We start from the raw sequence: 17,832 nt of genomic DNA, 5'->3' as shown, positions 1-17,832 counted from the left end.
GGCACCGGGCCTCCCGTCCGTCGTCCACCTACGCTGCGTGCCGTGCCCCGATTCCTCGCCACCCCGACCCTCGTCGCCCTCTGGCTCGGCCTGCTGGCCGTCGTCGTCGGGATCGTGTTCGTGCTGACGGCGCCGACCTTCACATTCGGCTTCGCCGCCTTCGCGCCGGAGGCCGACTACGCCTTCGTCGCGGGGAGCCACCCCTGGCAAGCGACGGCGGGACCGGTCCTCGTGCTGGTGGGCGCGGTCGTCGCGGCCTTCGCCATCGGTCGTCTGAGCACGCGCCGCCGGGGCTGATCCGGAGCGTCCAGCGGACGTCCGGACTCGGCCGCCGTCGACTGGCACCATGGCGTGATGGCCGAGCAGCACCCCCCGGGCCCGCACAAGCCGGGCCGCCCACCCCGGCCACGCCGCCGCAGTCTCGCGCAGCACGACCTGCGCGACGCACGGGCCCGCCTGCGCGGGACGATCTACGAGCACGTCGAGCCCGACGCCAAGGGGCGCGACCAGTACACGGCGACCCAGATCGTCGACTTCTGCCTCGACCTGGCCGAGGTCATGCTCGCCTCCGGCGCCGACACCCGCAGCGTCGAGACGGCCGTCGTCGCGGTCTCGACGAAGTGGAACCTCGCGCCGCTCGACCTCGACTTCTCCGGCAGCTCGGTGACGATCCAGTACGCCCCGGCCGACGTCCCGCCGCTCGTCAAGGTCCGGACCGTGCGCTCGGACGGCTCCGACCTCGACAAGCTCGCGCGGGCGAACCAGATCGTCGACGACCTGATCCACGACGACCGCGACATGACCTCGGCGGTGAGCGCACTGGTCGCCGTGCTGCGACTCCCGCCGCGGTGGCCGATGTGGCTGTCCGACGTCGGCCTGTCCGTCCTCGGCATCTCGATCGCCGTGCAGGCCGGAGGCGGGTGGCGTGCCGGACTCGGGGCGTTCGTGCTGATGCTCGGGATCATCGTCTCCGGGCGCTGGCTCACCGACCGGGGGTACCCGCAGTTCTTCGTGTCCGGTGCGCAGGGCGCGGTGGCCTCGGCGATCGGCACGCTGGCCATCTGGGCCGGCGTGCTCACCGCGAACGGTGCCGCGACGATGGTCGCAGCGCTCGTGGTGCTGCTGCTGCCGCACCCGTCCCTGGTGACCTGGGCGCAGGACGCCATCTCGGGGTTCCGGGCGATGGCGGTGGCCCGCGCGTTCTACATCGGGCTGGTCATCGCGGCGATCGTCGTCGGGGTGCCGGCCGGGATCGCGATCACGCACTGGCTGCGGATCGAGGTCGACCCGACCGGCATCGTGACGCAGACGCTGCCGCTCTGGGCGTCGCTGTCGCTGACCGTGGTGTCGGCCGGCGCGAACTGCTTCGTGCAGCAGGCCAGCGCCCGCGTGATCCCCGTCGCCGTGGTGTTCTCCGTCGCCGCCGGTGCCGGGCTGTGGTCGCTGCGGCAGGCCGGGCTGCCACTGCTCGGGGCGACGTTCCTGGCGGCGGTGCTGCTCGGGGTGCTCTCGACCTACGCGGCCGTCCGGATGCGCACGGCCGTGGCGGCGATCGCGGTGCCGGCGTTCTGCGGGGCACTGCTGCCCGGTGTCGCCGTGTCGAACGCCCTGCTGAACTTCATGTCCGGGTCGTCGAGCGCCGCGCTCGACTTCGTGGCGGCGGTGTCCGTGGCACTCGGGATCGGCGCGGGCCTGGTGCTCGGCGGGCTCTTCGCGACGCCCGGTGCCCGTCGAGCGCTCCGCCGGACGCGCCGGGTCGTCGTGCACTCGGTCCACAACGACACCACGGCGCTGCGGGTCATCCGTGACACCGGGTACGACCCCGGCGACGGGTCGGTGCCGCGCGGGTCGCGCTCGAGCGGAGCTTCGTGAGCGGCATCGGTCCGGGCCGCGCTCCGTGAGCAGAAGAGGTCGGGTGCGACTTACGCACGCGACCTCTTCTGCTCACCGAGTGGAGGTGCCGCGCTCAGCCGGCGTCGGACACCGCGCTCGACACCGCGGTCGGGGCGTCGTACTCGCCGTCCGGGATCGCGCGGAGCGCCTCGAGGACGTCGTCCGGGGCGCCCTCCTGCTCGGCCGTCGAGACCACGTCGTCCTTGGACGCCGGGTAGTCGATGCCGCTCAGGTACTTCTGGACCTGGATGGGGTTCGGTGCTGCCATGTCGGTTCCTTCCGTCGGGTTGCGACTCCCGATGTACCCGCGGGGCGCTGCACGACGGCGCGGGGAACGCGCTCCGCGGACGAACCGCCGGTCAGATCTCCCAGCTGCCCGAGTCGTCGTCGTCCCACATCGCCAGGCGGCGGGCGGCCTGCGGCTCGTACCGCTCCATCCAGCCGCGCTCGAGCCGGGCGACCGCGCGGTCGAACGCCGCCACGAGGTCGAGCTCCGCGCGCAGCAGGGCCTGCAGTTGCAGTCCCTCGTACAGGGCGATGAGCTGCTCGGCGCCGCGGCGGGGGTCCATCGTGTGCGGGGCACGGCCGATCGCGACGTCGTGCTCCAGGCCGCGCTTGATCTGCGCGAAGAAGAGCTGGTACCGCGACCGCAGGTAGGTCGCCATCGGGTGCGCCGGGTTGCCCGCGACCGACAGCAGGGCGACGAGCAGGCGCATCAGGGCCGGGTCCTCGGCGTTCGAGGCGACGATGGCGCGGAGCAGGTCCACGGTGGAGCCGTCACCGACCTCGTGCGTGACCTCGTCCATCCGGGCACCGTTCCAGCGGTCGAGTGCGGCGAGGACCAGGCCGTCCCACGACGGGAAGTGCTGCTCCAGCTCAGCGACACTGATGCCCATCCGCTCGGCGACCTGCACGGGCCGGGCCTCGTGGAAGGGGACGTCCCGGAGCAGGTCGACGGTGGCACCCACGATCGTGATCCGCAGGTGCAGCGTGGCCGCCGCGGCCGCAGCGGCCTGCGTGTCGGCGCTGGTGTGTTCGAGCATCGTGCCCTCCGTCGTCCCCGGACGTCCTGTCCGTGTCACCCCGGGTCCGGGGCACCTCCATCCAAACGCAGAACGGGGGACACCAGAATCCCCGGTACGGGTGTCGGCACAAGGGGGGACAGAGCACGACGTCGAGCCGGTTCGCGGCCGCCCGTGCGACCATGCCGCCATGACCCCGAACGACCCCACTGCCCAGGGACTCGCGACCATGGCCTCGACCGGCTTCGAGTTCGGCGGCGACCCCGACCAGGTGGCGCACGACGTCCGGGCCATGTGGGAGCAGCTCGGACGCCCCACCGGTGCGTTCGAGGCGGCGGCTCGGGCCATCGCCGTGCTGCCCCAACGGCCCGAGGTGCCGATCGCCGACCAGGCCCGCCGTCGTGCGTTCGAGCGGGCGATCGGCATCAACCCCGTCGAGGTCGAGCTGGCCGCTGCGCTGTCGGCGCGCGAGCTCCTCGAGCGGATGGCGCGCTCGGTCAGCTGCTGACGCCACGACGGATCCGCAAGCGGACCCGCCGACGCGACCAGGCGCCGTCGACCCGACCGCACGGACGACGGGAGGCGCGGTACCCACCGGCACCGCGCCTCCCGTCAGAGCCCCGTCGGGAACAGGCGCCCTACGGCGTCGGCATCCCGCCGTCGACGTGCAGCGTCTCACCCACGACGTACGACGACTCACCGCTCGCCAGGAACACGTAGGCCGGCGCGAGCTCGGCCGGCTGCCCCCAGCGGCCCAGGTAGGTCTGCTCGCCCGCGCTCGGCAGCGCCTCCGGCGGCTGGCCGCCGGCCGGCTGCAGCGGCGTCCAGATCGGACCGGGTGCGACCGCGTTGACGCGGATCCCCTTCGGCGCGAGCTGCGCCGCCAGGCCCTTCGCCAGGTTGTTCACGGTCGCCTTCGTGGCCGCGTAGTGCACCAGGTGCGGCGACGGGGCGTACGCCTGGATCGACGTCGTGTTGATGATGGTGGAGCCGGGCTGCAGGTGCGGCACGGCGGCCTTCGTGATCCGGAACGTCGCGTAGGCGTTCGTCTTGAAGGTCTCGTCGAACTCCTCGTCGGAGATCTTGGTGATGTCGTCGACGTTCTGCTGCTTGCCGGCGTTGTTCACCAGGATGTCGAGGCCCCCGAGCTGGTCGACCGCGTCGGCCACGAGCTGCTCGCAGACCTCGAGCGAGGTGATGTCGCCCGGCAGCGCGACGGCCTTGCGTCCGGCTGCCTCGATGAGCCCGACGATGCGGTCGGCGTCCTCCTGCTCCTCGGGCAGGTACGAGATCGCGACGTCCGCTCCCTCGCGGGCGTAGGCGATGGCCACGGCGGCACCGATGCCGGAGTCGCCACCGGTGACGAGCGCCTTGCGGCCGGTCAGACGACCCGAGCCGCGGTAGGTGTCCTCACCGTGGTCGGCGGGGACGTTCTGCGCCATCTCCGCGTCGGTGCCGGCACCCTCGAGGTACTGCTCGTCGGGCTTCTTGTCGGCGTACATCTTCGTGGGGTCCTGCATCACGTACTGGTCAGGCCCGGTCTGGTCGTTCTGCTGGTCCGTCATGCCGCCGACGGTACGCAGGGGGTCGCTGCGGGCCGTCCAGGAGGCTGTCCCCCGTTGCGCGGAGCGGCCTGCGCCCGTCGACCGCGCCGCTCCAGGGCCGCAGGTGCGTGATCCTCGTTTGTCACGGTCCGGTGACGGGCAGGCTCCGATTCGGTAACACCTGTCGTTCTGTCCCGGTCGAGGCCCTACCGTCGAACGGTGACTCCTCGGACCCTGCTGGCGCTCGGCGCCGCCGTGCTGGCCTTCTCGGCCGGTGCGCTCGCGTTCGACGGCACCGCCGGGCTCGGGGCGGACGTGGCTGTTGCCGCCGAGACCTCGCACGACGCCGCTCCGGTGCACGTGACGAAGGCGGAACTCCGACGGGTGGACTCGATCGAGCTCGACGCCGAGGCACTCGTGCTCCGGGACGACGACGACACCGTGGTGGAGTCCTCGATGCGCGATTCCGGTCTGACCGTGAGCGTCCTGAACCGTCTGCTCGGCACACCGTCCCGCACGCAGACGGCCGAGGGCGACGGTGGGGCGTGCTTCCCCGCGGGCACCACCTACACCTGGGGCGGTGCCATCCGCGTCGCAGCCCTGACGACCGACGCGGCGGCCGGCAACGCCGTCGAGATCCGGGTGCTGCGCGACTCGGTCCGCAGCGTGCTCGGCCGACAGATCGAGCTGACCGGCCCGGGCGGTGTCCGGGTGGGCGACGACATCGCGGACGAGATCGCCGATGCCCCCCGCTCGGAGCGGGTGTCCTACGGCTCGGACGACTCGCGCGCCTGGCAGCTCCTGCTCCGCGAGGGGTGGGCGGACCGGCACGACGAGGACGACGACGACGAGTCGAGCAAGCACTCCGACGACGCCGGTACCAACGGCGTCTCCGCCCTGACGGACGAGACGACGGTCACGGTGCTCGGTTCACCGATGCCGGTCCACGCGCAGCGCAGCTGCTGACAGCAAGCAGAGCGCGCAGCTGCTGAGGTGTCTCAGACCCGCAGGGTCGCGATCACCGGGAAGTGGTCGCTGGCGAACCAGGTCTCGGGGCCGTCGTGGTCGATGACGACGCGGTCCACGGCGCTGACGTCGCGGGTGAGCACCCAGTCGATCCGCTCGCCCGAGTCGACGGGTGGCTGCCAGTCGTTGTACGTGGCAGTGCGGTCGGCGGGGTCCCCCGCGGCGAGCCAGGCGTCGGCGAACCCGGCCTCGGCGAACACCCGCGAGGCCGTCCCACTGCCCGCGGGTTCGTTGCAGTCCCCCGCGAACACGACCGGGCCGGTGGCGCCCGCCAGCCGTTCGGCGATGAGCGCGGCACTCCGGCCGCGGACCTCGTCGCCGTGCGGACCGGGCTCGTGGTCCAGGTGCGTGGTGAGCAGGGTGAACGCGGGCCCCTCGGCGTCGAGGAACCGGGCGTGGTTCGCGATCCGCGGGTACAGGCTGCCCCACGTGTTCGAGACGGGCTCGTCCGGGGTGTCCGACAGCCAGAACGACCCCTCGTCGGACGGGCGGAACCGGTCGCGGCGGTAGAAGACGGCCGCGTGCTCGCCGGCGTCACCGCCCTCGCGCCCCTGCCCGACGTCGGCGTGGTCCGGCAGGCCGACACTCAGGTCGTCCATCTGGTGCGCGAAGGCCTCCTGCACGCACAGCAGGTCGGGGTCGTGTCGGCGGATCAGGTCGAGCACGACCGGCAGGCGGGCCGGCCAGTCGTGCGCGGGGTCCGGGTTCTTGATGTTGTAGGTCATCAGGACGATCGGGCGTGCGGCGCTGGTCACACCGTGAACCTACCGACCGGTTGCCCGGCGGGTTCCCATCAGTAGATGCAGGTGCTGTCGTTCCCGTAGTTGTGCACGTCGGTCGACTTGGGCGTCGGCTCCTTCGCGGGCTGCTTCGTCGGCTTCGAGCCGGTGCTCGAACCGCCGGTCGACGGCGTCGATGCTCCGGCACTCGGCTCGGTCGCGATCGGCTTCGCGGTCTTGCCGTCGGTCCCGAGCACGAGCGTGACACCGGTGACCGCGTTGGTGCGGACGGCGACGGCGCCGGGCACCGCGGAGGCGATGGCCTTCGCCTGCGATTCCTGGCCGGCGGGGTACTGCACCTGGGTCGTCTTGGTCGTCTCGGAGGAGCCGGCCGGGGCGACCTGGAACCCCCGGGCGGTCAGGACCTGGCCCGCAGCCGTCGCGGCACCCTCGACCCCGCTGCCGTTCAGCACGGTGACCGAGGTGTTCGCCGGCTGCGCGCGGCCGGCCTTCGTGTACGCCTCGGGCTCGCCGACCAGGCCCTGCACGAAGGCGGGCAGGCCGACGGTGTCGACCTCGACGATCGACAGGGCGGAGCCGTTCACGTAGATGGTCGGCGTGCCCAGCGTCGGGATCGTGGCGGACTGGATGTTGCCCGGCCGCAGGTTGCGCATCTGCGAGGCCAGGGACACCAGGTCGGTGTCGGTCTGGATCGAGTCGCCGATGGCGCCGAGGATGTTGTTCATCTTCACCGGGTTGAGCAGCGTCCCCGCCGACAGGACCTTCCGGGCTTCCTGCGACAGGAAGTACTGCTGCCGCACGTTGCGGTCGAGGTCACCGTTCGGCAGGCCGTGACGCTGTCGGACGAAGGACAGCGCCTCCTTGGCGTTGAGCGAGGACTTGCCCGCGGGCAGGTTGACGCCCGAGTACGGGTCGTTGGTGGCCTGCTTCAGACAGACCTGCACCGGCCCGAGTTCCTTGACCACCTGGTAGAAGCCGAGCAGCGAGACGCGCACGTAGTGGTCGATCTGCAGACCGCTCAGGTTCTCGATGGTCTTGATGAGCATCTTCGCACCGCCGGTGTCTCCGCCGCCGTTGAGGGTGCCGTAGTAGAAGGCGCTGTTGAGCTTGCCCTTGCCGACGTCCGGGATGTCGACGTACGAGTCGCGGGGGAACGAGATCATCGTCGCCTGGCTGCCGTCGGCGTTGATGTGCAGCACGATCATCGTGTCGGTGTTCGTGGCACCGCCGTCCTCTTCGGTGCTGAGTTCGGCGAGCTGTTCCGGCGTCGCGTTGTCCGGGCGGTGGTCGTCGCCGACGAGCAGGATGTTCTGCGCCTTGCCGTCGACGTCGTCCTTCGCGTTCTTCGTGCCGGCGATCGCGTCGATGCGCGTGACCCCGCTCTGGAGGCGGTTGTAGGCGAATGCCGCGTACCCACCGCTCAGCAGGAGGGCCATGGTGAGCACCCCCGCGACCGCCGGGAACACGACGCCTGCGCGTCGCTTCTGGCGCCCGTGGCGCGGCGTCGCGGCACCGCGGTGTGCGGGCTCGGTCGTCTGCTCGGGTTCGTTGCTCACCGGGAAACCATAACCGCCGCGCGGGGAACGGACATGGGATGCGCCTGGAAGGTCGCCCCGGAGTGGCCGTCACCACCTGGATCACGGAACGGTGTCGGCGGCGCCGCCACGGGCCTCCTGTCCGTCACCCCGTCGCGCTCGTGACGCTAGTCGCGCGACGGGAGCAGGTGGATCGCCTCCATGGCGAGTTCGGCAGCGATGGGGTCCTTCGCGACGACGGCGTCCTTGAGCTTCGTGAGCTCGGGCAGGATCACGTCGGCCGGCACGAGCTCGGCGAGCTCCGGCACCCGGAGCTTGAACGAGAGCCCGTCGGTCGTCGAGTTGCAGAGCTGCACGAGCGACGGGTTGCCGCACGCGTCGGCCCACATCGAGTAGATGCCGGCTCCGTCGCGCGCGACCTGGTCCTGCTCGTCGGCGCTCACCCGCGCGTGCACGTCGTCGAGCATCTTCACGATCTTCCTGCGCTGGGCGTCCGTGAACCGGGGCACCGCGAGCCGCACGACGCCGCCGTAGATCACGCCGAGGGTGCGGTACGCGTCGAGGAGTTCCCCCTTCGTCGGCGCCGCGACGCGGGTGTAGCGGTTCGGTGCCATCTCGATCAGCCCGGCCCGGGCGAGTTCGGCGAGGGCTTCGCGGATCGGGGTGCGGGACACCCCGAGCCAGGCGATCAGGTCGTCGTCGTTGAGCCGTTCCCCGGGCTCGAGCGTGCCGTCCATGATGGCGTCGCGGATCTTGTCCTGCACCGTGTCACGGAGGAGCTTGCGCTCGGCAGCGGGCTGCGTCGAGGGAACTGGCATGGACCCAGCGTGTCACATGTCAGGGTTCGTCCGCGAGAGGCGCGACGGCCACCAGGCGCGGTGCCCGAGGTCGTAGGCCAGCGCCGGCACGAGCAGCGAGCGGACCACGATCGTGTCGAGCAGGACGCCGAACGCGACGACGAACGCGATCTGCACGAGGAACAGGATCGGTATGACGCCGAGGGCGGCGAACGTGGCGGCGAGCACGACGCCCGCCGACGTGATCACCCCGCCGGTCACGCCGAGTCCGCGCAGGACACCCTCGCGTGGGCCGTGTCGCAGCGCTTCCTCGCGCACTCGTGTCATGAGGAAGATGTTGTAGTCGACGCCGAGTGCCACCAGGAACACGAACGAGTACAGCGGCACGCTCGGGTCCGCGCCCGGGAAGTCGAACACGTGGTCGAAGACGAGCGCTCCGACACCGAGGGCCGCCGCGAAGGACACGATCACGCTGCCGATCAGGACGAGCGGCGCGACGATGCTGCGGAGCAGGAGCATCAGGATCAGCAGGATGACCACGAGCACCACGGGGATGATCAACGTGCGGTCACGGATGCCGGTGTCGTTCGTGTCGACCGCCGTCGCGGTGACGCCACCGACGATCGCTCCCGGGTCGACCCGTTCGACGGCGGTGCGGAGGTCGCGGACGGTCTGCTCGGCGGCGTCCGAGTCGGCGGCGTCGGACAGGGTCGCCTCGAGCAGGACGTCACCGCGGGAGACGGTCGGCGTGCTGCTGCCGGCGGCGTCCCCGGTCACCGGGACGGTCCCGGCGGGGCTGTCCTTCGCCGCGGCGACGACACCGTCGACCCCGTCCACCGCGGTGATCGCGTCGACGAGCTGGTCGAGGTCGCGCTCCGCGCCGATGACCTGCGCGGGGCTGCCGGAGCCGCCCGGGAAGTGGTCGGCCAGCACGTCCTGCCCGTCACGCGCCTGCGACGATCCGATGATGAGGTCACTCTGCGGCACCCCGTCCGCCTTGAGTCCGAACAGGCCGGCACCCATCGCGAGCAGGCCGACCGTGCAGACGATCCACACCACTCGCGACCGCCGGGCGACGAGCCGGCCGACGCGCGCCCAGATGCCACGGGCGTCCGGACCGGTGAGCTCGGGGTGGGCGCTGCCGAACGCGGGACGCAGCGGCCAGAACGCCGCGCGGCGGAACGCGAGCAGCAGCGCGGGCAGGAGCGTCAGGGCGGCGAGCAGGCTGAAGGCGATGCCGATGGCCGCGACGGGGCCGAGCGCCTTGTTCGAGTTGAGGTCGGAGAGCAGCAGGCAGAGGACCCCGACGATCACCGTGCCGCCCGAGGCCAGGATCGGCTCGAGGCTCCCCCGCAGGGCGGCCTTCGTCGCGTCCCAACCCGTGCGGTGGTCGCGCAGGGCCTCCCGGAAGCGCGAGGTGTACAGGAGCGCGTAGTCCGTCGCCGCACCGATCACCAGGATCGACAGGATGCCCTGCACCTGCCCGTTGACCGTCACGATGTCGGCCTCGGCGAGCCACCAGACCACGAGGATCGAGGCGCACAGGGCGAACGTGGCGGTACCGAGCACGAGGACGGGCAGCAGGGGTGATCGGTAGACGATGATCAGGATCACGAACACCGCGGCGAGCGCCACCCCGAGCAGCAGCCCGTCGATGCCGGCGAAGGCCTCGGTCAGGTCCGCGGTGAACCCGGCCGGGCCGGTGACGTGGCCGCTCACACCGGACGGCAGCGCATCGTCGACGTCTGACCGGATGGCCTCGACCGCGTCCCCGGTCTCGGCGTCCTGTGTGAGCGTGGCGACGATCTCGACCGCGTCGCCGTCCTCGCTCGGGATCACCGGGCTGACGGCCTCGACGTCGGCCCGGTCGGACAGCGTCGTGGCGAGTGCCTTCGCGTCGGCGAGGTCGGTCGACGTCAGGCCGCCGTCGCGCTCGAGGACGATGATCGCGGGCGCCCCCGACTCGTCGCGGAACTCGGAGGACCGTTCCTGCACCTTCGTGGCGTCGGCCGATGCGGGCAGGAACGAGGTCTGGTCGTTGGTGGAGACCTCGGAGATCTTGCCGAAGAAGGGACCGCCGACCGAGGCGATGCCGAGCCAGACCACGATGACGAGCGCGGGGAGGACGATGCGGAGGGAGCGGGACACGTCGGTGAGCGTACACCGATCGTCAGCATGCTGACTACTTGACCGTCGAGGGCGCTCGGCGACCATAGAATCACGGCATGCAGGACACGAGCGAGCAGTGGCCCCTCGGGCGCCTGCTGTCCGCGGCTGCACGGTCCGTCGAGCGGGACTGGGACGAACGCCTCCGCGCCATCGGGCTCTCGCACGCCGCGGTCGTCGCGATCGACATCCTGATCCGGACCGGTCCGACCGGCGCCGACACCATCGCCCGCACGGCCCGGGTCCAGCCGCAGACGATGTCCCGCACGCTCGAGCGGATGGAGCGGGACGGCCTGGTCGAGCGCGCTCCGCACCCCGCCGATCGTCGGCGCCGCATCGTGAGCGTGACGGCCGCCGGCCGGTCCGCCTGGGAGACCGCGCGGCACATCGAGCGCGAGGTCCTGCCGGAGGACCCCGCACTCCGGTCGGCGCTGGGTGAGCTACTCGCCAAGCCAGCGACTGATTGAAACACTGTCGTTGAAATACCACATGCGGTAGTATCCCGTGGTCGGTTCGTGCCGACCTGACCACAGGAGCCCCGAATGTCCGAACGCCGAGCCGCCCGCGCGGCCGTTGCACACGCTCAGCACGCCGCCGCCGGCAGCAGACGGCGACGGCGGCCGTTCCTGGTCGCGCTGATCGCGACGCTCGGCTCGCTCGTCGGCGTCGCCCTGGTCGTCGCCGTCGTCGCGAGTGCGTTCGTCGGCGGTCTCGCTCGGAGCTTCGACGCCGGACGCGAGACCATCAGCAACCCGTTCCCGAGCGGTACCCGGCCGACGCCGACGGCGGGCGAGAACGTCCTGCTCATCGGTTCCGACTCCCGGGCGCAGGGCAACCCCGACGGTGGACCCGCGGCGGCGGGCGGGCGTTCGGACACCCTGATGCTGGCGCACGTGCCCGCCGATCGTCAGCACGTCTACCTGATGTCGATCATGCGGGACTCCTGGGTCGAGGTCCCCGGGCACGGGCGCGCCAAGATGAACGCCGCGTACGCCTGGGGCGGGGTACCCCTCACGGTGCAGACCGTCGAGCATCTCCTGGACGTCCGGGTCGACCACGTCGCCGAGATCGACTTCACCGGGTTCGAGGACATGACCGATGCCCTCGGCGGCGTGACCGTGACGTCCCCGCAGGCCTTCTCGACCACCCACCACGACTTCGTGGCGGGGACGAACCGGCTCGACGGCGCCGAGGCACTCGCCTTCGTGCGGGAGCGCCACGCCTTCGCCGACGCCGACCACACCCGGGTCCGCAACCAGCAGGCGTTCATGCGCGGCGTCGTGGACGGACTGCTGTCCCGCGGCACCGTCACCAACCCCGGGCGCATCCAGGACTTCGTCGCTGCGACGAGCGCACACCTGTCGGTCGACGCCGGGTTCACGTTCACTCGGATGGCCGAACTCGGGTGGTCGCTCCGCACGGTCCGGGCCGATGACCTCGTGACCTTCACGGTACCGACGGCGGGCTCCGGGACGTCACCGGACGGGCAGTCGGTCGTGACGCTGAACGAGCTCGCGGTCGGGTCCCTGTCCCAGGCGCTCCGGTCCGACGACGTCGCCGGCTGGCTCGCCGACGACCCGCAGTAGCCCGGCACGCACGACGACGCCCCACGACTCGGGGTCGTGGGGCGTCGTCGTGTTCGGTCTGCGGAGAGATCAGGCGGGGAGCTGGAGCTCCTGGCCGGCGTAGATCAGGTTCGCGTCGTCGATGGTCGACGTGTTCGCGGCCCAGAGCTGCTTCCAGCCACCCTCGATCCCGAGCTTCGTCGAGATCGTGTCGAGCGTGTCACCCGAGGCGATCGTGTACGTCTTGCCGCTCGTCTTCACCGGGGCCGGCTTGCTCGGCGTCGTCGCTGCCGGGGCGGGCGTCGACTCGGTCGTGCTCGGCGCGGCCGGCTGCGGGGCGGCCTGCTCGGCGGGCGCCGGAGCAGCAGGCTGCGGGGCGGCCTGCTGTGCGGGCGCCGGAGCCGGTGCGGGGGCCGGAGCCGCCGCGGCGGGGGCTGCACCGCTGGTGCCGCTCAGCCCGAGCTGGGCCGAGCAGGCGGGCCATGCGCCCCAACCCTGCGAGGCGAGGACACGCTCGGCGACGGCGATCTGGGCCTCGCGGCTGGCGGCGGCGGGGTTGCCCGCGCCACCGTTCGCCTGCCAGGTACCGAGGTTGAACTGCAGGCCGCCGTAGTAGCCGTTGCCGGTGTTGATGGCCCAGTTGCCGCCGGACTCGCACTGCGCGAGGGCGTCCCAGGTCGAACCGGACGCTGCGTTCGCGGGGGTTGCCGCGAGGCCGACACCGGTCGCGGCGATGCCGGCGAACGCCAGGCCGCCGACGATGGTGCGGGTACGGGAAAGCTTCTTCATGTGATTGCTCCACCGGGGTCACGAGCCGCATCTGCTGCGGGATCCACTGCCCACCCCGACCGATCGCGGTCAGTTGTGGGGGTGCGCCACCGGGGGCAGTGGTCATCGGGCCGGCGGCACCTCGGTCGGCAACCATAGGAAACTCTTGACCGTTATCAAACCGAGACAAACGGTTCTACCCGTGCATGCTATGTACCCCTCCCCGGAACCTGAACGGCTCGATCCCCATGGCCATGGTGATCGAGCCGTACCCGGGTACGTGTCCTTGGCAATTCCCTGGCAATGACGACCGGGAGGCCCGGATCACGTCCGCGACAACAGGGTCACGGCCTCGAGATGGCCGGTCTGCGGGAACATGTCGAGCACCCGGGCGCGACGCAGTCGGAACGACGGCATGCGCGCGAGGTCCTTCGCCAGGGTCACCGGGTTGCAGCTCGAGTAGACGACATGCTGGACGTCCGACTCCTCGAGCCAGGTCGACAAGCGCTCTCCGATGCCGCGACGCGGAGGGTTCACGACGACGAGCTCGGGCACCGCGTCCGGACGGGCGCGGACGGCGTGCTCGGTCGCGTCGTCTGCGGCGAACCGGAGGCCTTCGAGGCCGGCCTCACGAGCGGACTGCTTCGCGGAACGGATCGCCTCGGCGCTCGTCTCGATGCCGGTCACCACGCGGCCGGGACGGGCAGCGTGGAGTGCGAACCCGCCGACGCCGCAGTACAGGTCCCACATCGATGCCGGGTCGAGCTCGTCGATCCACGCCGAGGCCTGCGCGTACAGCTCGGTCGCGACGCCGGTGTTCGTCTGGAAGAAGCTCTGCGGCCGCAGGTGCATCGTGATCCCGCCGAGCCGCATCGGCAGGGTCTCCTGCTCGGTCAGCACGACCTCGCGGTCACCTTCGGTGACGGCCTTGTGCTCGGGCAGCAGGTTGACGGTCACCACGACCGCGTTCGGCAGTGCGGCACGCAGGGCGTCGAGGTGCTGGCGGAGCCGCGGGAGCTGCCCCTCGGAACGCAGCACGAACCGGATCATCAGCTCGCCGTCGGGCGACTCGGTGACCAGGACGTACTTGAGCTCGCCCCGGCGCGCGGCGACGTCGTACGGGATCAGCCCGGCGGTCGAGACGAACTCGGCCAGCACGGGCAACGCGTGCCGGATGCCGGGCGTGCAGATGCCGCAGTGCCGGAGGTCCACCCCGCGCTGCCGGTGGTCGAGGATGCCGACGGTGGGGTGCTGGACGGACCCGCCCACGACCATCTTCGCCTTGTTCCGGTACCCCGACTCCGGGCTCGTGATCGCGGGCGACCAGGAGACCGCTCCAGGGCCCCCGGCGGCCTCGACCGCGGCGTGCAGGAGTTCGCGCGTGCGGAGTTCCTTGTCGAGGACCTGGTCGGCGTAGGGCTGGCCCATGAGCGTGCAGGACCGGCACACCCCGCGGTCGAAGTAGTCGCACTGCATGGCCGAGTCAGGATACGGCAGCGTCCCTCGTCGTCGTGGCGATCCGGTACACCGACGTCGTCGCGGTCAGGAACAGCGTCGTACCGTCGTCGCCGCCGAAGCACAGGTTCGACGTGACCTCCGGCACGGCGACCGTACCGATCCGGCCACCATCGGGGTCGAACACGACGACGCCGCGGTGGGAGGACGACCAGACGTTGCCGTGCACGTCGACCCGGATGCCGTCCGGCGCACCCTCTCCGGGCTCGAGCCGCGCGAACACCCGGCCGTTCTTCAGCAGGTCGCCTCGGCGGTCGTAGGCGCGGATGACCGGCTCGTCGCCGGACGAACTCGCGATGTACAGCACCCGCTCGTCCGGGTCGAAGGCCAGCCCGTTCGGCTCGTCCAGGTCGGTCGCCACGGGCCGTAGGTCCTCACCCGCCGGTCCGCACCGGAACACCCAGTGGTCGCCGTACTCACGCACGCCCGGGTGCCCCTCACGCGGCTGGGTGATGCCGTAGGCGGGGTCGGTGAACCAGACGCCGCCGTCCCGCGCGATCACGACGTCGTTCGGGGAGTTGAACCGACCCCCGTCCCACGCGTCGACGATCGTCGTGACGACGCCGTCCCGGTCGCGCTCGACCCGACGCAGGCCATGCGAGCACTGCACGACACTGCCGTCCCGGTCGAGCGTGCGGCCGTTGGTGAACTCGACACCGTCCGCGTACACCGAGGTCTCCCCGGAGTCGGCGTGCCACTGCAGGATCCGGTCGCCGGGGATGTCGGACCACCGCAACGTGCGCGTCGACGGGATCCAGCAGGGCCCCTCGGCCCAGGTACTGCCGGTGGCGATGCGCTCGATCGCGTCGGGGTTCGGTACGAGGTCGTCGAGCAGCACGGGTTCTCCTTCGAACGGGGTGCCCAGCCTACGTTCGTCAGGCCGCGGACGCAGCCTCGCTCCGTCGTCGGACGGCCTTCTCGATCGCGGAGATCGCGAGGCCGAGCAGGATCGACGCCACGACCGCGAGGGTCGTGACGAGGAAGGGCTGCTCGCGGCTCCAACGCCCGGGGGCCGAGGCGATGCCGACGCAGTACGCGGCCCACACGACGTCGGCGAGCACGCAGCTGAGCAGGAACCGCCGGAGGTCGAGCCCGCTGTCCGCGCCCACCAGGTTCGTCGTCAACCGGCCCATCGGGATGAAGCGTCCGAGCACCGCGATGCGCGCGGGAGCCGCACGGTAGCGGCCGTCGATGGCGTCCCGTGCCGCGCGGACCTTCGGACGCGCGAACCACGACCTGGAGCCGAGGTCGACCGACCGCGCCAGCTGGTACAGCCCGAGGTCGCCGAGGACCATGCCGATCGACGCCGCGACGACGAGGAAGAGGACCGGCAGGAGACCGCCGTCACCGCCCACCAGGAGCGTGCCGATCGCGACGACGAGTGCCTGGCTGGGCAGGAAGACCGCGACGCTGCCCAGGGCGAGCACGAGGCCGACCACGAAGAACGCCCACGGGGTACCGACGAGCTGGACGACCAGGTCCTGTGCTGCGTCCACGACTCACCCTCCACGGGCGCCGGAGGGGCGCGCCGGCGTCCATCCTCGCAGGTCCGGGGCACTCCGCTCACGTGCGGTAGACGTTCGCCCGCACGGCCGAGGCCTCGTCGATGCGCCGGCGGCTGCCCACGGCGATGGCACCGGAGACGACGGCGGTACCGATCTGGTCGAGGACCCGTTCGAAGGTGCTCGTCACCGCTGCGAGACCGGCGACAGCACGAGTTCGTCGATGCGCACGTGCTCCGGCACCCCGAGCACGAAGGCGACCGTCCGCCCGACGTCCTCCGGTCGGAGCATCCGCTGCCGGGCGGCCGCGTCGGGGACCTCTGGCCGCTGGTCGAGGAAGTCGGTCGCCACGTCGCCCGGGCACAGGTGGGTGGCGCGCACGCCGTGCGCGGCCTCCTGCTGGTTGAGCGTCCGTGCGACCGACGCGAGCGCGGACTTGCTCGCCGAGTACGCGACACCCGCGCCCGGTTGGAAGGACCACCCGGCGTACGACGACACGACCACGACCACGCCTCCGGCCGCGCGGAGAGCCGGCAGCGCGGCGTCCACCATCGTGACGACGGCGGTGAGGTTCGTGTCCACGATCGCGCGGAAGTCGGTGAGCGACTGGTCGTCCCACCGGCGTCGCGGGGCGTTGAGCCCGGCCGCCAGCACGAGCCCGTCGAGCCGCCCGTGCCGCTCGAGCACGGTGTCCCGCGCGGCTGCGACGGCGTCGGGCTCGTTCGCGTCGAGGGGCAGGACGTCCGCGGTTCCCCCGGCGGCTCGGATCGTGCGTGCGACCTGCTCGAGCCGCTCGGCACGGCGCCCGCTGAGCACCACGGTCCAGCCGTCACACGCCGCTGCCTCGGCGCTCGCGGCCCCCATGCCGCTGCCCCCACCCGTGACCCAGAGCACACGCTGATCCGTCATGCTCGGATGGTATGCCTACACAAGGCACCGACGACGGGAGCAACGATGCACCTCGACCTGACCGACCGCGTGGTGGTCGTGACCGGCGCAGCGCGCGGGATCGGCCGCACGCTCGCCGACCGCTTCGTCGCCGAGGGGTGCCGCGTCGTCGCGCTCGACCTGGCGTTCGAACCGGACTTCCCGCTCGACCACGTGGTGTGCAACGTCGCCGACCCACAGTCGGTGCGCGACGCCGTGGACGAGGTCGTCCGGCGGCACGGCACGATCGACGTGCTGGTGAACAACGCCGGCATCAACGTCACGGGCACGGTCGCAGAACTCGAGTGGGACGCCTGGCGCCGTTGCATGGACGTCAACCTCGGCGGCACGTTCCTGATGAGCCAGGCCGTGGCTCCGGTGATGCAGGCGGCCGGCCGCGGTCGGATCGTCAACGCCGCCTCGTTCGCCGCGATCGTACCGAGCGTCGGGAGCGCCGCCTACGCCGCGTCGAAGGCCGCCGTCGTCTCGTTCACCCGGGTGCTCGCGTCCGAGCTGGGCCCGTGGGGCATCACGGTCAACGCGTACGCCCCGGGCATGGTGCCGACGGCGATGAACGGGTTCGCCACGATGCCGACCGAGGCACAGGACCGCCTGCTCGACACGTTGTCCCTGCGCCGGTGGGAGACCGCCGACGACGTCGCCGACCTGCTCGTCTTCGTGGCGAGCGACGCCTCGGGGTACATCACCGGCACCCTGCTCGACGTCTCCGGCGGCAAGCTCGCGACGCAGGTCCCCGCTCGCGCGTACGGCCGCCCCTGAGCACCCGGCTGTCCGACCGCACAGGTTCTCCACACCGCCCTCCTCGTAGGCT

At 71.6% G+C, this 17,832-nt stretch carries 20 protein-coding genes; 7 read left to right on the top strand and 13 right to left on the bottom strand.

Annotation, left to right across the window (positions count from 1 at the left end; genetic code table 11):
* The first annotated feature begins 42 nt into the window (after positions 1–42).
* Together OE229_RS04305 and OE229_RS04300 are read left to right on the top strand one after the other, a co-directional pair.
* On the top strand, positions 43–297 hold the full coding sequence (locus tag OE229_RS04305) for a hypothetical protein (protein ID WP_262139898.1): 255 nt from the start codon (positions 43–45) through the stop codon (positions 295–297).
* A gap of 57 nt (positions 298–354) precedes the next feature.
* Positions 355–1,872 carry a threonine/serine exporter family protein gene (locus OE229_RS04300; RefSeq protein ID WP_262139897.1) on the top strand — a complete coding sequence of 506 codons (1,518 nt, stop codon included), beginning with the start codon at positions 355–357 and terminating at the stop codon, positions 1,870–1,872.
* Between the two features lie 94 nt (positions 1,873–1,966).
* On the opposite strand, the gene OE229_RS04295 is transcribed toward OE229_RS04300, so the two are convergent.
* Together OE229_RS04295 and OE229_RS04290 are read right to left on the bottom strand one after the other, a co-directional pair.
* Complete coding sequence (locus tag OE229_RS04295; protein ID WP_027467172.1) at positions 1,967–2,161, bottom strand: DUF2795 domain-containing protein; 195 nt, start codon at positions 2,159–2,161, stop codon at positions 1,967–1,969.
* 91 nt (positions 2,162–2,252) lie between these two features.
* On the bottom strand, positions 2,253–2,936 hold the full coding sequence (locus tag OE229_RS04290; RefSeq protein WP_027467173.1) for a TetR/AcrR family transcriptional regulator: 684 nt from the start codon (positions 2,934–2,936) through the stop codon (positions 2,253–2,255).
* 169 nt (positions 2,937–3,105) lie between these two features.
* Here OE229_RS04290 and OE229_RS04285 point away from each other — a divergent pair, with 169 nt between their 5' ends.
* Positions 3,106–3,423, top strand: coding sequence for a hypothetical protein (locus tag OE229_RS04285; RefSeq protein ID WP_182066568.1), 318 nt, complete (start codon positions 3,106–3,108; stop codon positions 3,421–3,423).
* A 130-nt stretch (positions 3,424–3,553) separates the two neighbouring features.
* Here OE229_RS04285 and OE229_RS04280 read toward each other — a convergent pair whose 3' ends face one another.
* Positions 3,554–4,480, bottom strand: coding sequence for an SDR family oxidoreductase (locus tag OE229_RS04280; protein ID WP_182066569.1), 927 nt, complete (start codon positions 4,478–4,480; stop codon positions 3,554–3,556).
* Positions 4,481–4,678: 198 nt separating this feature from the next.
* On the opposite strand from OE229_RS04280, the gene OE229_RS04275 reads away from it, so the two are divergent.
* The gene (locus OE229_RS04275) at positions 4,679–5,425 is read left to right on the top strand and encodes a hypothetical protein (RefSeq protein ID WP_262139895.1); all 747 of its coding nucleotides are present in this window, start codon (positions 4,679–4,681) and stop codon (positions 5,423–5,425) included.
* 32 nt (positions 5,426–5,457) lie between these two features.
* On the opposite strand, the gene OE229_RS04270 is transcribed toward OE229_RS04275, so the two are convergent.
* The 4 genes from OE229_RS04270 to OE229_RS04255 all read right to left on the bottom strand — a co-directional run bounded on the left by OE229_RS04270 (position 5,458) and on the right by OE229_RS04255 (position 10,705).
* Positions 5,458–6,240: an endonuclease/exonuclease/phosphatase family protein gene (locus tag OE229_RS04270; RefSeq protein ID WP_262139894.1), complete on the bottom strand. Its 783-nt coding sequence runs from the start codon at positions 6,238–6,240 to the stop codon at positions 5,458–5,460.
* A gap of 38 nt (positions 6,241–6,278) precedes the next feature.
* Positions 6,279–7,781 (bottom strand): LCP family protein, encoded by a 1,503-nt coding sequence (locus OE229_RS04265; protein WP_262139893.1) that lies wholly within the window; start codon positions 7,779–7,781, stop codon positions 6,279–6,281.
* Positions 7,782–7,927: 146 nt separating this feature from the next.
* The gene (locus tag OE229_RS04260; RefSeq protein ID WP_182066573.1) at positions 7,928–8,578 is read right to left on the bottom strand and encodes a GntR family transcriptional regulator; all 651 of its coding nucleotides are present in this window, start codon (positions 8,576–8,578) and stop codon (positions 7,928–7,930) included.
* Between the two features lie 12 nt (positions 8,579–8,590).
* Positions 8,591–10,705 carry an MMPL family transporter gene (locus OE229_RS04255; protein ID WP_182066574.1) on the bottom strand — a complete coding sequence of 705 codons (2,115 nt, stop codon included), beginning with the start codon at positions 10,703–10,705 and terminating at the stop codon, positions 8,591–8,593.
* 77 nt (positions 10,706–10,782) lie between these two features.
* Between OE229_RS04255 and OE229_RS04250 the strand changes: the two genes are divergently transcribed.
* Positions 10,783–11,190, top strand: coding sequence for a MarR family winged helix-turn-helix transcriptional regulator (locus OE229_RS04250; RefSeq protein WP_182066575.1), 408 nt, complete (start codon positions 10,783–10,785; stop codon positions 11,188–11,190).
* Positions 11,191–11,265: 75 nt separating this feature from the next.
* Positions 11,266–12,309: an LCP family protein gene (locus OE229_RS04245; protein WP_262139892.1), complete on the top strand. Its 1,044-nt coding sequence runs from the start codon at positions 11,266–11,268 to the stop codon at positions 12,307–12,309.
* Positions 12,310–12,378: 69 nt separating this feature from the next.
* On the opposite strand, the gene OE229_RS18055 is transcribed toward OE229_RS04245, so the two are convergent.
* From OE229_RS18055 to OE229_RS04210, 6 genes are all read right to left on the bottom strand, one after another.
* Positions 12,379–13,077 carry a LysM peptidoglycan-binding domain-containing protein gene (locus tag OE229_RS18055; protein WP_182066577.1) on the bottom strand — a complete coding sequence of 233 codons (699 nt, stop codon included), beginning with the start codon at positions 13,075–13,077 and terminating at the stop codon, positions 12,379–12,381.
* Between the two features lie 303 nt (positions 13,078–13,380).
* Positions 13,381–14,532 (bottom strand): 23S rRNA (uracil(747)-C(5))-methyltransferase RlmC, encoded by a 1,152-nt coding sequence (gene rlmC / locus OE229_RS04230; protein WP_262139891.1) that lies wholly within the window; start codon positions 14,530–14,532, stop codon positions 13,381–13,383.
* 7 nt (positions 14,533–14,539) lie between these two features.
* Positions 14,540–15,406 (bottom strand): SMP-30/gluconolactonase/LRE family protein, encoded by an 867-nt coding sequence (locus OE229_RS04225; protein WP_410007331.1) that lies wholly within the window; start codon positions 15,404–15,406, stop codon positions 14,540–14,542.
* Positions 15,407–15,446: 40 nt separating this feature from the next.
* The gene (locus OE229_RS04220) at positions 15,447–16,067 is read right to left on the bottom strand and encodes a DedA family protein (protein ID WP_262139889.1); all 621 of its coding nucleotides are present in this window, start codon (positions 16,065–16,067) and stop codon (positions 15,447–15,449) included.
* Between the two features lie 67 nt (positions 16,068–16,134).
* Positions 16,135–16,263, bottom strand: coding sequence for a hypothetical protein (locus OE229_RS04215; RefSeq protein ID WP_262139887.1), 129 nt, complete (start codon positions 16,261–16,263; stop codon positions 16,135–16,137).
* Positions 16,260–16,982 (bottom strand): SDR family oxidoreductase, encoded by a 723-nt coding sequence (locus tag OE229_RS04210; protein ID WP_262139885.1) that lies wholly within the window; start codon positions 16,980–16,982, stop codon positions 16,260–16,262. Before OE229_RS04210 ends, OE229_RS04215 begins: the two co-directional genes overlap by 4 nt.
* 45 nt (positions 16,983–17,027) lie before the next feature.
* On the opposite strand from OE229_RS04210, the gene OE229_RS04205 reads away from it, so the two are divergent.
* Positions 17,028–17,780 (top strand): SDR family NAD(P)-dependent oxidoreductase, encoded by a 753-nt coding sequence (locus tag OE229_RS04205; RefSeq protein ID WP_209132810.1) that lies wholly within the window; start codon positions 17,028–17,030, stop codon positions 17,778–17,780.
* The last annotated feature ends 52 nt before the right edge of the window (positions 17,781–17,832 follow it).

This window comes from Curtobacterium poinsettiae (genome assembly GCF_025677645.1).
In the GTDB taxonomy this organism is placed as follows: domain Bacteria; phylum Actinomycetota; class Actinomycetes; order Actinomycetales; family Microbacteriaceae; genus Curtobacterium; species Curtobacterium poinsettiae_A.
Note: the sequence above shows the minus strand (reverse complement) of the source record. Positions and strands in the feature narration are given on the sequence as shown.

Coding starts and splice junctions, on each gene's coding strand:
- OE229_RS04280 (WP_182066569.1), bottom strand. CDS start 4,480: ATGACGGACCAGCAGAACGACCAGACCGGGCCTGACCAGTACGTGATG.
- OE229_RS04290 (WP_027467173.1), bottom strand. CDS start 2,936: ATGCTCGAACACACCAGCGCCGACACGCAGGCCGCTGCGGCCGCGGCG.
- OE229_RS04285 (WP_182066568.1), top strand. CDS start 3,106: ATGACCCCGAACGACCCCACTGCCCAGGGACTCGCGACCATGGCCTCG.
- OE229_RS04250 (WP_182066575.1), top strand. CDS start 10,783: ATGCAGGACACGAGCGAGCAGTGGCCCCTCGGGCGCCTGCTGTCCGCG.
- OE229_RS04300 (WP_262139897.1), top strand. CDS start 355: ATGGCCGAGCAGCACCCCCCGGGCCCGCACAAGCCGGGCCGCCCACCC.
- OE229_RS04210 (WP_262139885.1), bottom strand. CDS start 16,982: ATGACGGATCAGCGTGTGCTCTGGGTCACGGGTGGGGGCAGCGGCATG.
- OE229_RS04260 (WP_182066573.1), bottom strand. CDS start 8,578: ATGCCAGTTCCCTCGACGCAGCCCGCTGCCGAGCGCAAGCTCCTCCGT.
- OE229_RS04245 (WP_262139892.1), top strand. CDS start 11,266: ATGTCCGAACGCCGAGCCGCCCGCGCGGCCGTTGCACACGCTCAGCAC.
- OE229_RS04205 (WP_209132810.1), top strand. CDS start 17,028: ATGCACCTCGACCTGACCGACCGCGTGGTGGTCGTGACCGGCGCAGCG.
- OE229_RS18055 (WP_182066577.1), bottom strand. CDS start 13,077: ATGAAGAAGCTTTCCCGTACCCGCACCATCGTCGGCGGCCTGGCGTTC.
- rlmC (WP_262139891.1), bottom strand. CDS start 14,532: ATGCAGTGCGACTACTTCGACCGCGGGGTGTGCCGGTCCTGCACGCTC.
- OE229_RS04295 (WP_027467172.1), bottom strand. CDS start 2,161: ATGGCAGCACCGAACCCCATCCAGGTCCAGAAGTACCTGAGCGGCATC.